The sequence below is a fragment of the Nitrosospira sp. TNL200 genome (assembly GCF_055386305.1).
In genome coordinates, this window is sequence record NZ_AP041003.1 from 2,538,059 (window position 1) to 2,551,018 (window position 12,960).

Sequence of the window (12,960 nt, forward strand, 5' to 3'; positions counted from 1 at the left end):
CCATCCCGCACATGCGCCACGCCGAAGTCACTCGCAACACCCTGGAAACCCGGATTTCCCTGAAGATCGATCTGGACGGAACCGGCAAAGCCTCATTGGATACCGGCGTGCCATTTCTGGACCATATGCTCGAACAGGTAGCCAGGCATGGTATGATAGACCTGCACGTCAGTGCCAAAGGAGATTTGCACATCGATGCTCACCATACGGTGGAGGATATCGGCATCACCGTGGGACAGGCATTCGCGCAGGCGATTGGCGACAAGAAAGGCCTGCGCAGATATGGACACAGCTACGTGCCCCTGGATGAAGCGTTATCCCGGGTTGTCGTGGACCTCTCGGGACGGCCGGGTATGGAATTCAATGTCGAATTCAGACGCGCCCGCATCGGCGAATTCGACGTCGACTTGATCAATGAATTTTTCCAGGGCTTCGTCAATCACGCCATGGTGACGTTGCATGTCGACAACCTTTCCGGCCGCAATGCGCATCATCAGGCGGAAACCATATTCAAGGCCTTCGGCCGCGCATTGCGCATGGCGGCGGAACCTGATCCCCGCGCCGCAGGAACCATCCCCTCCACCAAAGGCTCCCTGTAGCTTCTCTCCCCCTCTTCATTTCCGGGCATGACTGATATCGCAATCGTCGACTATGGCATGGGAAACCTCCGTTCCGTGGCCAAAGCTCTGGAGCACGCGGCGCCGGATGCCTCGATAGCAGTAACCGACGATCCGGAACTGGTTCGCGAAGCAGGCAGGGTCGTGGTCCCCGGCCAGGGAGCCATGCCGGATTGTCTGCACGAGCTCGATGCCCGCGGATTGCGCGACGCCGTGAGGGATGCCGCCATCAACAAACCGTTTCTCGGCATCTGCATCGGCCTGCAAATGCTGCTTGAAAGCAGCGAGGAAGGAAATGTGAGCGGGCTTGGCATCATTCCGGGGAAAGTAGTGCGCTTCCCCTCCAGCCGGACGGAGGAGTCCGGCGGGCAGAAGCTCAAGGTGCCGCATATGGGCTGGAACCAGGTACATCAGACCTCGGCGCATCCCTTGTGGAGAGGTATCGCTCAGAACGCGCGTTTCTATTTCGTGCATAGCTACTACGTCGCGGCCTCCTCCCCGGAGTCGGTAGCGGCCTACAGCCAGTATCCTTTTTCGTTTACTTGCGCCGTGGCAAAGGATAATATTTTCGCCGTTCAGTTTCATCCGGAAAAAAGCCATGAAGCAGGCTTGACGTTGCTGAAAAACTTCGTGCAGTGGAAGCCGCTTTCCCGAAATGGGTAGCCAGAGCGCAGACGTCATTTTGTTCTCCCATCCGAGATCTCCACATTCCTATCCTGACTCAAAATGTTGATCATTCCTGCAATAGATCTCAAAGACGGTGATTGTGTCCGTCTGAAACAAGGCATGATGGAAAAGGCCACGGTCTTTTCGGAAGAGCCCGGTACGATGGCCAGGCACTGGCTGGATCAGGGCGCGCGGCGGCTGCATCTCGTGGATCTCAATGGCGCATTTGCCGGAAGACCGAAGAATGAGCCGGCAATCCGGGAGATAGTCGAGGCAATCGGCGATGAGATTCCAACGCAGCTTGGGGGCGGCATACGCGACCTGGAAACGATCGAGCGTTATCTCGACGATGGCATCACCTACATCATCATTGGAACGGCAGCGGTCAAAACACCCGGCTTTCTGCATGATGCATGCAATGCTTTTCCCGGCCATATCATGGTTGGGCTGGATGCAAAGGATGGCAAGGTGGCCGTTAACGGCTGGTCCAAGGTTACCGGGCATGACGTCGTGGATCTGGCAAGGAAGTTCGAGGATTATGGAGTCGAGGCCATCATTTACACGGATATCGGACGCGATGGCATGCTCAGCGGTGTCAATGTCGATGCCACGGTGGAACTCGCCAGGGCTCTCAGCATTCCCGTCATTGCCAGCGGCGGTGTAAAGAATCTCGATGATGTCAAGGCGCTTTGCGAGATCGAGGCGGAAGGCATCATGGGCGCCATCACGGGACGGGCGCTGTATGAGGGTACGCTGGATTTCAAGCTGGCACAGGCCCTGGCAGATGATCTATGTCTGAAATGAAACTGGATGCCCTTCCATATTGAATCCATCGGCGATTGAGCCGCCCGCACCGCGGCTGCTCGCTCATTCCAATTGCCCATCATTGGGAAAAGTGCTGTTTCTGCCGTCATGTTCAGCACGGATTCGCTTCGGATTCCGGAAAGCTTCAACAATCCGGAGCGAATCGCTCGCCTGCCCGCATAGCGCATCTGAGGGCATTGAAGGCAGGTTGACCACCAATGTTGAGTAAAAACCTGTCCTTATAAAGAACGTAGAGAAATACCATGGGCTTGGCAAAACGTATCATTCCCTGCCTCGACGTTACCAATGGCCGGGTCGTCAAAGGCGTCAATTTTGTCGAGCTGCGAGATGCAGGAGATCCAGTCGAGATAGCCCGCCGCTATGACGAGCAGGGCGCGGATGAACTGACCTTTCTCGACATTACCGCCAGTTCCGACAATCGCGACCTGATACTTCGCATTATTGAAGAAGTTGCGGCGCAAGTGTTTATTCCGCTGACTGTGGGAGGCGGCGTTCGCAAGGTCGAAGATGTCCGGAGGTTATTGAACGCCGGAGCTGACAAGGTAAGCATCAATACCTCGGCCGTGCAGAATCCCGACCTGGTGGCGGACGCCGCCAGCCGCTACGGTTCGCAATGCATCGTCGTGGCGATAGATGCAAAGCGGACGGCGCAAGGCTGGGAAGTCTTCACCCACGGGGGGCGCAAGGCAACCGGCCTTGATGCCATCGAATGGGCAGGGAAGATGCAATCGCTGGGTGCGGGAGAAATATTGCTGACCAGCATGGATCGGGACGGCACGCGCAACGGTTTCGATCTGGCGCTCACCCGCGCCATATCGGATGCGGTGACTGTTCCGGTTATCGCCAGCGGCGGCGTCGGCAATCTGCAGCATCTTGCGGAGGGAATACTGGAAGGCCATGCCGATGCGGTGCTGGCTGCCAGTATTTTCCACTACGGTGAATATACCATACGCCAGGCCAAGGAGTACCTGGCGCAACGCGGCGTGGAAATACGGCTATAGTGATAGAATGAATTCACTTCCCGCGATTTTCGAGCCTTGCGAGAAACTGCCGGGCCGCATCATGGGCAGCTCGCTGATGATTTTTTAACTACTGATTGTTGCATTATCCATGTCAGATACTTGGCTCAACAGAGTGAACTGGTCGGATGACGGACTGGTGCAGGCCGTGGCACAGGAGACAGGCAGCAATGAAGTGCTGATGGTTGCCTGGATGAACCGCAAGGCGTTGAAACTTACAGTGGAAACAGGCGAGGCGCACTACTGGTCCCGCTCCCGCAAAAAGCTGTGGCACAAAGGCGAAGAATCCGGCCACGTGCAAAAATTGAGGGAAATTCGACTGGATTGTGACGGGGATGTCCTGTTGCTCACCGTTGAACAAGTTGGCGGCATTGCCTGTCACACGGGAAGGCACAGCTGTTTTTTCCATAAGTTTGAAAACGGGCAATGGAAAGTAGTGGACCCGGTGATCAAGGATCCGGAACAGATTTACGGCAGATGATCGATAACTCCTCCATCCTGTTCCGGCTGGCGGGAACGATCGAAGCCCGGAGGCTGGCCGATCCCGCCTCTTCCTATGTAGCGAAATTGCTGCATGGAGGCCAGGACAGAATCCTGAAAAAACTTGCGGAGGAGTCGGCTGAAGTATTGATGGCTTCGAAAGACGGGGACAAGAAGCATATTACAGGAGAAATGGCGGACTTGTGGTTTCACTGCCTGATACTGCTGGCCCACCACGGCCTCAGCCCGGACAATGTGCTTGCCGAGCTGGAACGCCGCGAAGGCCTGTCCGGAATCGATGAAAAGGCGGCTCGGAAAACGGAATGATCATGGATCAATGTTTGTTTTGCAGGATTGTGCGGGGAGAAATCCCCTCGGGGAAGGTGTACGAGAATGACAGCATTCTGGCATTTCACGACATCCATCCCGCAGCTCCCGTGCACTTCATGGTGATACCTAAACTCCACATTCCCTCCCTGATGGAAGTGGATGACAAGCACCGCGACCTATTGGGAGAAATGATGGCATTGATACCGCGGCTTGCGGAGGAACAGGGGTGCCGGGACGGCTTTCGGACTGTTATCAATACCGGACCCGTCGGAGGCCAGGAGATATACCACCTGCATATTCATGTCATCGGCGGCGGGGAGCGCCTGCCCGGCATGATTCCGCACAGGAGATAAAGGAGCGAATTATGGGCTCATTGAGCATCTGGCACTGGTTGATCGTTCTGATCATTGTTGTTCTGGTTTTCGGAACAAAGAAGCTGCGAAATCTTGGCAGCGATCTGGGCGGCGCAGTAAAAGGATTCAAGGAAGGCGTGAAAGGAGCCGATGAGGAGGCAATATCAGGCGCACATGAAAAAAATACCGGCCAAACCATAGAGATCGATCTCAGCCACACGCGGGACAAGGTACACGAAAAGCGCGAGGGATGAGGAGTGGTGCAATCTTCTCCCAGCGCTTCGCCGTTCAAGCATCTTCCTGGTACTTTCGCGGCCTGATCCATACTTTCGAAAATGTTCGATATCAGTCTCGCGGAGATCGTGGTCATTGCAGTAGTCACCTTGATTGTCGTTGGCCCGGAGCGCTTGCCGAAGGTGGCGCGTACACTCGGCTACCTGCTGGGACGTGCCCAACGCTACGTCGCAGACGTCAAGAACGATATACAGCGCGAGATGGAACTGGAGGAATTGAAGAAATTGAAGACTTCGATGGAAGGGGCGGCACATTCCATGGAGGAGACGATAAGGACGGAAGTAAATGGAATTCGGGAGGTGGCCAGCGAAAAACCAGAAGAAGATTTGATGGAAAAAACCGAAACAAAATCTGTTATTGTCACGGATACAATGACGGAACCTGTCCGGGAGAACATGCCGGACTCCGCAGTTCAACCCGGCCCCGCAGACTCCCTATCGCGCCGGCCGAACCTTTAGCCGGTGAAACCGTGCATGACAGGCAACGCTCTTCGCCATTCGTCGAGTATCGCGAAAGTTTTTGTGGATCACGGTTCTAAACTGAAAATGAACGATCAACTGCCGGATTCAGGTTCAAGCTACCTGGTTCTCTCCGGCACATGAGCACCGAGGAAACGTTCATTTCGCATCTGGTGGAACTGCGCGCAAGACTGGTGCGCATATGCGGAGGAATACTGATCGGCTTTCTGCCATGTTCTTTTTATGCGCGGGAATTGTATTCTCTGCTTGCGCTGCCCTTGCTCGAGAAACTGCCGCAGGGGGGGCAGATGATCGCCACCGAGGTCGTTACGCCGTTTTTTGTGCCGATGAAGGTGGCCATGATGGCTGCGTTTGTGATTACCCTGCCCCACACTCTCTATCAGATCTGGGCATTTGTGGCGCCCGGATTATATTCCCACGAGAAACGACTGATACTGCCCCTCGTATTCGTCAGCACGTTCCTGTTTCTCTGCGGAATCGCCTTCGCCTACTTTGCCGCATTGCCACTTGTTTTCGAATTCATTACCCACTTTGCCCCCGAAGGCGTCGCGGTCATGACCGATATCGGCAAATATCTTGACTTCGTTCTGACCATGTTCGTCGCTTTCGGCATCACTTTTGAAGTGCCTGTATTTGTTGTGCTACTGGCCCATATCGGCGTCGTTTCAATAGAACAATTGAAGAATGCTCGCCGCTATGTTCTGGTTGGCGCGTTCGTGATTGGCGCGATTTTTACCCCGCCGGACATCGTCTCGCAATTCATGCTGGCGGTGCCGCTTTATCTGTTGTATGAAGCTGGAATCCTGGTGGCGAACTTGATTTCCCGCTCGACCCCTACTTCCCGGCTGATCCCCGACCGGTCGGACGGTGGACACCGGGCGCGCAAAGCGGGAGATGCCGGAACTTCCGAATAGTGCTTCCCCACGCTCGGGCTGATGCAGAGGATGCCCGGGTTTCGCACAAAGATCTCGCACGGCTTCGGAATCCTGTTACCTATTCCATTCCCTCCGGGTCGAGATCCTGCTCCTGGGAAGCAGGCTTGGGTCGCTTGCCTACGCTGATTTTGACGGTTTTTTCCGCCTGGTTGCGCATCACCAGGATCGTAGCGGTTTGACCGGGAGACAAGGCGGCGATCAGGTCGAGCATTGCCGAGGAATCGATCACCGGCTTGCTATCCACCGCAATAAGTATGTCTCCCGGCCTGACCCCGGCGCGATCCGCCGGACCTCCCTTGAGGACTCCGGCGATCAGTGCGCCGTTGGTGTTGGGGCGCTTGAACGACTCGGCGAGCTCTGGTGTCAGATCCTGCACTTCCACGCCGATCCAGCCCCGTGTTACTCCTCCCGTCTGGATGATCTGCTCCATGATCTGCTTGGCGACAGTGGTCGTAATGGCGAATCCGATGCCAAGCGACCCCCCGGTGCGGGAAACGATGGCGGTGTTGATGCCAATCAGATTGCCAGACGTATCTACCAGCGCGCCGCCCGAATTTCCGGGATTTATGGCGGCGTCGGTTTGTATGAAATTCTCGAAAGTATTGATGCCAAGATGGGTTCTACCCAATGCGCTGATAATTCCCATGGTAACGGTCTGTCCCACTCCAAAGGGATTGCCTATGGCAAGCACGATATCCCCGACCCGGGCATTGTCCGATTGCCCGAAAGTCATGGTGGGAAGCGCTTCCATATCCACTTTCACAACGGCAAGATCCGTTTCAGGATCGGAACCGATGACCCTGGCCTTGCTCTTCCTACCATCCGCCAGTGCAATCTCGATCTCGTCCGCCGCTTCAATCACATGGTGATTGGTGAGAATATAACCTTCCGGACTGACAATCACCCCCGACCCGAGGCTGGACGCGCGCCGGCTCTGGGATTCAAGGGGGTCGCCGAAGAAGCGCCTGAATCGCGGATCTTCCAGCAATGGGTGGGGCGCTGCCTTCACTTCTTTACTGGTAAAAACATTGACGACGGATGGCATGGCGGCTTGCGCCGCGTTGCTGAAACTGCCCGGCCTGAATTCCGCCTTGGTTTGCGTATCAGAAACCGCTTCCTTGATCGTCACTATCGTTCCGCCCCCCTCTCTCAACTGGCCCCGGGGTAATAGATCCGGCCTCAAGGTGGAAACCACAAACACTATTGCGAGAACCAGTGTCGTGAATTGTGCGAAAATCAACCAGAGTTTGCGCATTTGGAATAGGGAGACTGGGGTTTAACACACCCGAATAAAAAAGGGATGAAATATCGATGCAACTGAACGAGCTTGAAGCATACCTGAACAAGCTCCTGAATATTGACCAGTTTCGTGATTATTGCCCAAATGGACTCCAAGTGGAAGGCCGAAATGAAGTATGGCGGGTAGTCAGCGGGGTAACCGCTTCGTTTGATTTCCTGCAAATGGCCATTCTGGCGGGTGCGGACGCGGTCCTGGTGCATCACGGCTATTTCTGGCGCAATGAGGAATCGCGCGTCGTTGGCATCAAGCGGCGGCGGCTCGCGGCATTGCTGGAGAGCGATCTCAGTCTGCTCGCCTATCATCTGCCGCTGGATGCGCACGCGGAGCTGGGCAATAATGCACAGCTCGCCCGCCGGCTGGGACTGGTTGAAGACGGCCGTTTCGGCGAGCAGGATCTTGCCATGCAGGGGATTCCGCCATTTCAGGGCATGAAACTGAAGGAATTACGGCAGCATATAGAAGCCACGCTGCTGCGCAAGCCCCTGGTAATCGGGGATGACGCCAAAGTCATGCGCCGGATCGCCTGGTGTACGGGCGCCGCGCAGGGTTATTTCGACGAAGCAGTCCGGTTTGGTGTGGATGCCTTTATCACGGGGGAAATTTCCGAACAGACTGTTCATATCGCCCGAGAATCAGGAGTGGCCTTCATTTCCGCAGGCCACCACGCCACGGAACGGTACGGCGTACAGGCGCTAGGGGAACATATATCGGACAAGTTCGGAATCAGCCATCAGTTCATCGATATCGACAACCCCGTCTGAACGATCCGGAGTGCCCGAAGCAGTTGTAGGCGGAAAAGTTGAAACTGAATCGGGCAGGTCTGCGGGTGGTCGGTTTATTGATCGGCACATACGAAATTATTGGTACCAGCAAGAGTCCGGAAACTGGTGCTACCCGTTTGACCAGACGAGTTATACATTATCAAAAGTAATAAAGTACTGTCGATAATTACGGATGTCCGCCTGAAAGGATGCCGGTTCGGCGTGACGCATGGTGCAGGTGTTGTTCGCACTCGGGAAAACGGGAACAACATGTGCCTCATGACAAATATATATTGGAAAGGAGAGAGCGATGGGAGCCGAGTATTGGCTGAGGGTATGTAAGGGAGCGGTGGGGATAGGGGTAGGGTTGATGTTGGCGTCGGGAGCGCAGGCGAATTTTCCGAGCGTACCGAAGGAGACCTACAAAGCGCTGAATCTGGAACAGAGCGCATCGCCCAAGCAACTGCACGAAGCGGTGACCAAGCGCTACAAGGACCCTGAGCAAGGAGCGGGGAGAGGGACGCTGGCCAAATACTGGGAGCCGATACCCATGAGCATGTATTTTGACCCGGCCTCCTACTACAAGCCGCCGACCTCCATGAAAGAAGTGGCCGAGCGGCAGGAATGCGTCAAATGCCACACGGACGAATCGCCGATATGGGTGAATGCCTGGAAGAAGAGCACGCACGCCAACCTGGACAAGGTCAGGAACCTAAAGCCCAGCGACCCCACCTACTACAAGAAAGCCAAGCTGGAAGACGTTGAGAAGAACCTGCGCTCCATGGGGCGGCTGGGAGCCAATGAAAAGCTCAAGGAAGTTGGCTGCATCGACTGTCACGTCGACATCAACACCAAGAAGAAAGCCGACCACATGAAGGACCTGCGCATGCCCACGGCGGACGTATGCGGCACCTGCCACCTGCAGGAATTTGCCGAGCGCGAATCCGAGCGCGACACCCTCGTCTGGCCCAACAAGCAATGGCCGCAAGGGCGCCCCTCGCACGCACTGGACTGGAAAGCCAACGTTGAAGTTGCCGTATTTGCCGCCATGCCCCAGCGCGAGATCGCCGAAGGCTGCAGCATGTGCCACACCAACCAGAACAAATGCGACTCCTGCCACACCCGTCACGAATTCTCCGTAGCCGAATCGCGCAAACCCGAAGCGTGCGCCACCTGCCACAGCGGCGTGGACCACAACAACTGGGAAGCGTACTCCATGAGCAAGCACGGCAAGATCGTCTCCATGATGGGCGACAAATGGAACTGGGAAGCGCCGCTCAAGGACGCCTACAGCAAAGGCGGACAGACCGCCCCCACCTGTGCCGGCTGCCACTTTGAATACGAAGGCAAATACAGCCACAACGTCGTGAGGAAGATCCGCTGGGCCAACTACCCGGCTGTTCCTGGCATAGCCGAGAACATCAACAGCGAATGGTCCGAAGCCCGGCTGGACTCCTGGGTCAAGACCTGCACCCAGTGCCACAGCGAGCGTTTTGCCCGCTCCTACCTGGAATTCATGGACAAAGGCACCCTGCACGGCATCGCCAAATTCAAGGAAGCGCACGGTGTAGCCGAGAAGCTCTACAAGGAAGGACTGCTCACCGGACAGAAGACCAACCGGCCGCTGCCGCTGCCGCCTGACAAGGAAATGTTCGCAGGCTTCACCCAGCTCTACTGGTCCAAGGACAACAACCCTGCCGCCATCGAACTCAAGGTGCTGGAAATGGGAGAAAACGACCTGCCCAAGCTGCACGTAGGACTGGCGCACGTCAACCCGGGCGGCTGGACCTACACCGAAGGCTGGGGCCCCATGAACCGCGCCTACGTCGAAGTCATGGACGAGAACACCAAGATCCGTGAAATGGCCGCCCTGCAGGCCCGGGTAGCCAAGATGGAAAAAGGCCGCACCAGCTTCCTCGACCTCGATGGCAACAGCGAGAAGCTCTCCCTGGGCGGCCTGGGCGGGGGCATGCTGCTGGCTGGCACCCTGGCCCTGGCGGGATGGCGCCGGCGCGAAAGAAGCGAGCGCCAGTAAAGCTTGGCCATCTCCACCGGCACCCCCTCCCCGAGCGCTGACCGAAGCACGGCGCGCCCGGGGAACAAACTCCTCCCGTCACTGGGCATCCTCCTGGTGGCGGGAGGCGTGTTTTTGCTTGCCTGGTTTGCCTGGCTCTGGTTCAATCCCCCACCCGCCCCCTACCGCTACCAACTGGTGCAGGAAGGCAATGCCGACACCTTCAGCCAGCTGGGACTGGAAGCCTGGCCCGACCTTGCCATCGCCCAGTACGAAATCCGCACCGAAGGCGTGGACCAGCCTTTAGCCATCCTCCACACCGCGCGCCAGGGCGCCACCCCGCCTGTCATGCTCGACTGGGAAAACCGCACCAGCGAACTGCTCCTGTCCACCGACAGCAAGCTCTCCGAACTCATCACCCTGGCTGCCGCCATCGGCAAGCATGCCCCCAGGGACGCCCTCATCCTCGGCTGGTGGGACACCTCCCGCCAGATCCGCCTCCTGGCCGGGCGCGACACCCTGTTCACCTCCCACCTGGGCGAACCCCTCATCATTCCCGCCCACTGGCAAAACCGCGGCGACAGCATCCGCCAATACGAAGACAGCTTCTGGGGTGGCGCCCCCGACGCGCAACAGCAGCGCCAGTTCCAGCGCTTTGCCGACGCCCTGCTGGCCGCCCCCGAAAAAGGCGCCGCACAGCTGCGCGAGCTCGCGGGTGAACGCGAAGCCTACCTTGTCATCCACGTCACCGACCTCTACAAGCTGGGGCTGTTGCGGCCCCAGCAATTCGACATCACCTACAAGAACTTCCCCATGGAAGGCAACATGCACGGCCTCATCGGCTACCTCAAGAACTGGATGCAGGGCAACGGCTTTCACACCTACACCCTGCAATCCATCTCTGACAAGATGGTGCGCGGCTACTTCCTGCGCGACGACCAGAGCAGCCAGACCCTGATCGCCCAGATGCTGCCCTTCACCGAAACCATGCCCCTGGAACTGACCGCCCTGCAGCTCATCTACCAGCAAGGCGGTTACTGGGTCTACCAGATCCCCGGGGCCAGGCCTGCAGCTGATGCAGCCAGTGCAACCCCTGCAACCCCTGTCCCGGCTGCTCCTGAAAGCTGAACCCCTGGCAAGGTTTGATCCCTGGCAGACCTCCCCTGCTGCAAGATGCGTCCCCATGCAGCACCCCTTGTGCTCGACCGCAAGGCACGTGCTGCCGGGATGACAAGCGGCTTTGGGCTTTGCGCCCGATGCGTTCCTGCGCTGCCCGACCCCGCCATAGAGAGAGCCCCTCATGCCTGGCTACCGGCTTTGGCGGACGCGGTACCATGGTACCAGAAAGAGTGATGGTACTGGTGCTACCCGTTTGGATAAACCAGCGATACAGTATGGGAATAAAGGCAGGAATCCCGAAATGAAATCCCTGTGGGGATTGCTGGATATCCTGATAAGAGACGGATAATTCACGGATACGAACAGATCTTCATTCCCGAATAAAAAAGGAGAAACCATGCGCCCCCTGACATTTGCACTTGCCGCGGCAGCCATGCTGGCGGTATTCGCGGGCAGTGCCACCGCCCAATCATTCGAAGGCCGCAAGAAATGCAGTTCCTGTCACAAGAGCCAGGCGCAATCCTGGGGCGAGACCGCCCACGCCAAGGCCATGGACTCGCTCAAGCCCAACACCAAGGCTGAAGCCAAGAAGAAAGCCAAGCTCGATCCCAAGAAAGACTACACCAAGGACAAGGACTGCGTGGGCTGCCACGTGGACGGCTGGGGCAAGGAAGGCGGCTACACCATCGAGGACCCCAGCAAATTCACCACTGGCGTAGGCTGCGAATCCTGCCACGGCCCCGGCTCCAAGTATCGCGGCATGCACCGCAAGGCGGGGGCGGCGTATGAAAAATCCAAGAAGACCGCCCCGCGCCAGAGCCTGGCCGATGCCGGGCAGGACTTCAAGTTCGAGGAATCCTGCAACGCCTGCCACCTGAACTACAAGGGCTCGCCGTGGAAGGGGGCCAAGGAACCCTACACCCCGTTCACCCCTGAAGTGGACAAGAAATACACCTTCGACTTCGACAAATACGTCAAGGACACCAAGGCCATGCACGAGCACTACAAGCTGGACGGCACCTTCGAGGGCGATCCCAAGTTCAAGTACCATGACGACTTCCAGTCCAAGGCCAAAGTCGGCGAGAAATCGGGCACGGAAGACTGATGGCCGGGGCGCGCACAGGCACCCTGCTTGGGGGTGTATTACTGGGGATCGTCATGGTGGCGGTGGTATTCGGCGGCGAGGCCGCCGTCTCCACCACTGAATTCTGCACCAGCTGCCATTCGATGTCCTATCCGGCCGAAGAGCTCAAGAGCTCCTCCCACTATGGAGCGCTGGGTGCCAATCCCGGGTGCAAGGACTGCCACATCCCGCAGGGGTTCAAGAACTTCCACCTGGCTGTGGCCACGCACGTGGTCGATGGTGCGCGCGAGTTGTACCTGGAATATGCCAACGACTACTCCACCCTGGAGAAATTCAACGAGCGCAGGCTCATCATGGCGCACGATGCGCGCATGAACCTCAAGAAATGGGACAGCAGGACCTGCCGCGAATGCCACAAGAACCCGCAGCCGCCGGGGGGCGATGCCAAGGCGGCGCACAAGAAGATGGAGACCGAGGGGGCAACCTGCATCGACTGCCACCAGAACCTGGTGCACAAGGAAGTGGCCGAGACCGACCTCAATGCCAGCCTCAAGGAAGGCAAAATGGTCCTGAAACCCGAGAAAAAAGATAAGGACGACGAAGAGGAGGAGGAATAGTTTGCCTTCGCCAGGCGCAACTCTATTGACCGCTTTAACCGTATAAAATCAGGCTTGCCACGTCTTG

At 57.3% G+C, this 12,960-nt stretch carries 16 protein-coding genes; 15 read left to right on the forward strand and 1 reads right to left on the reverse strand.

Going from position 1 to position 12,960, the window contains the following annotated elements; all coding sequences use genetic code 11:
- Positions 1–11 precede the first annotated feature (11 nt).
- The 10 genes from hisB to tatC all read left to right on the forward strand — a co-directional run bounded on the left by hisB (position 12) and on the right by tatC (position 5,977).
- A complete protein-coding gene (gene hisB, locus ACZ5CE_RS11450) occupies positions 12–599 on the forward strand; it encodes an imidazoleglycerol-phosphate dehydratase HisB (protein ID WP_464575042.1) in 588 nt (195 codons plus the stop codon).
- A 27-nt stretch (positions 600–626) separates the two neighbouring features.
- The gene (gene hisH / locus ACZ5CE_RS11455) at positions 627–1,280 is read left to right on the forward strand and encodes an imidazole glycerol phosphate synthase subunit HisH (protein WP_464575043.1); all 654 of its coding nucleotides are present in this window, start codon (positions 627–629) and stop codon (positions 1,278–1,280) included.
- A gap of 63 nt (positions 1,281–1,343) precedes the next feature.
- Positions 1,344–2,087, forward strand: coding sequence for a 1-(5-phosphoribosyl)-5-[(5-phosphoribosylamino)methylideneamino]imidazole-4-carboxamide isomerase (gene hisA, locus ACZ5CE_RS11460; protein WP_464575044.1), 744 nt, complete (start codon positions 1,344–1,346; stop codon positions 2,085–2,087).
- A gap of 263 nt (positions 2,088–2,350) precedes the next feature.
- A complete protein-coding gene (gene hisF / locus ACZ5CE_RS11465) occupies positions 2,351–3,109 on the forward strand; it encodes an imidazole glycerol phosphate synthase subunit HisF (RefSeq protein WP_464575045.1) in 759 nt (252 codons plus the stop codon).
- A 109-nt stretch (positions 3,110–3,218) separates the two neighbouring features.
- On the forward strand, positions 3,219–3,608 hold the full coding sequence (gene hisI, locus ACZ5CE_RS11470) for a phosphoribosyl-AMP cyclohydrolase (RefSeq protein ID WP_464575046.1): 390 nt from the start codon (positions 3,219–3,221) through the stop codon (positions 3,606–3,608).
- A complete protein-coding gene (locus ACZ5CE_RS11475; RefSeq protein ID WP_464575047.1) occupies positions 3,605–3,934 on the forward strand; it encodes a phosphoribosyl-ATP diphosphatase in 330 nt (109 codons plus the stop codon). Before hisI ends, ACZ5CE_RS11475 begins: the two co-directional genes overlap by 4 nt.
- A gap of 2 nt (positions 3,935–3,936) precedes the next feature.
- The gene (locus tag ACZ5CE_RS11480; protein ID WP_464575048.1) at positions 3,937–4,290 is read left to right on the forward strand and encodes a histidine triad nucleotide-binding protein; all 354 of its coding nucleotides are present in this window, start codon (positions 3,937–3,939) and stop codon (positions 4,288–4,290) included.
- Positions 4,291–4,301: 11 nt separating this feature from the next.
- Positions 4,302–4,544 (forward strand): Sec-independent protein translocase subunit TatA, encoded by a 243-nt coding sequence (gene tatA / locus ACZ5CE_RS11485; RefSeq protein WP_464575049.1) that lies wholly within the window; start codon positions 4,302–4,304, stop codon positions 4,542–4,544.
- An 81-nt stretch (positions 4,545–4,625) separates the two neighbouring features.
- Positions 4,626–5,042, forward strand: coding sequence for a Sec-independent protein translocase protein TatB (tatB, locus tag ACZ5CE_RS11490; RefSeq protein ID WP_464575050.1), 417 nt, complete (start codon positions 4,626–4,628; stop codon positions 5,040–5,042).
- 140 nt (positions 5,043–5,182) lie between these two features.
- Positions 5,183–5,977 (forward strand): twin-arginine translocase subunit TatC, encoded by a 795-nt coding sequence (gene tatC, locus ACZ5CE_RS11495; protein WP_464575051.1) that lies wholly within the window; start codon positions 5,183–5,185, stop codon positions 5,975–5,977.
- A gap of 79 nt (positions 5,978–6,056) precedes the next feature.
- Here the strand turns inward: tatC and ACZ5CE_RS11500 are convergent, their stop codons facing one another.
- Positions 6,057–7,253: a Do family serine endopeptidase gene (locus ACZ5CE_RS11500; protein ID WP_464575052.1), complete on the reverse strand. Its 1,197-nt coding sequence runs from the start codon at positions 7,251–7,253 to the stop codon at positions 6,057–6,059.
- A gap of 56 nt (positions 7,254–7,309) precedes the next feature.
- On the opposite strand from ACZ5CE_RS11500, the gene ACZ5CE_RS11505 reads away from it, so the two are divergent.
- The 5 genes from ACZ5CE_RS11505 to ACZ5CE_RS11525 all read left to right on the forward strand — a co-directional run bounded on the left by ACZ5CE_RS11505 (position 7,310) and on the right by ACZ5CE_RS11525 (position 12,893).
- Complete coding sequence (locus tag ACZ5CE_RS11505; protein ID WP_464575053.1) at positions 7,310–8,059, forward strand: Nif3-like dinuclear metal center hexameric protein; 750 nt, start codon at positions 7,310–7,312, stop codon at positions 8,057–8,059.
- A 310-nt stretch (positions 8,060–8,369) separates the two neighbouring features.
- Complete coding sequence (locus tag ACZ5CE_RS11510; RefSeq protein WP_464574883.1) at positions 8,370–10,094, forward strand: multiheme c-type cytochrome; 1,725 nt, start codon at positions 8,370–8,372, stop codon at positions 10,092–10,094.
- A gap of 3 nt (positions 10,095–10,097) precedes the next feature.
- Positions 10,098–11,201: a hydroxylamine oxidation protein HaoB gene (gene haoB, locus ACZ5CE_RS11515; protein WP_464574882.1), complete on the forward strand. Its 1,104-nt coding sequence runs from the start codon at positions 10,098–10,100 to the stop codon at positions 11,199–11,201.
- Between the two features lie 388 nt (positions 11,202–11,589).
- Positions 11,590–12,297, forward strand: a complete 708-nt coding sequence (cycA, locus tag ACZ5CE_RS11520) for a cytochrome c-550 CycA (RefSeq protein ID WP_464574881.1) — start codon at positions 11,590–11,592, stop codon at positions 12,295–12,297.
- Complete coding sequence (locus ACZ5CE_RS11525; RefSeq protein ID WP_464574880.1) at positions 12,297–12,893, forward strand: NapC/NirT family cytochrome c; 597 nt, start codon at positions 12,297–12,299, stop codon at positions 12,891–12,893. Before cycA ends, ACZ5CE_RS11525 begins: the two co-directional genes overlap by 1 nt.
- Positions 12,894–12,960: the final 67 nt, after the last annotated feature.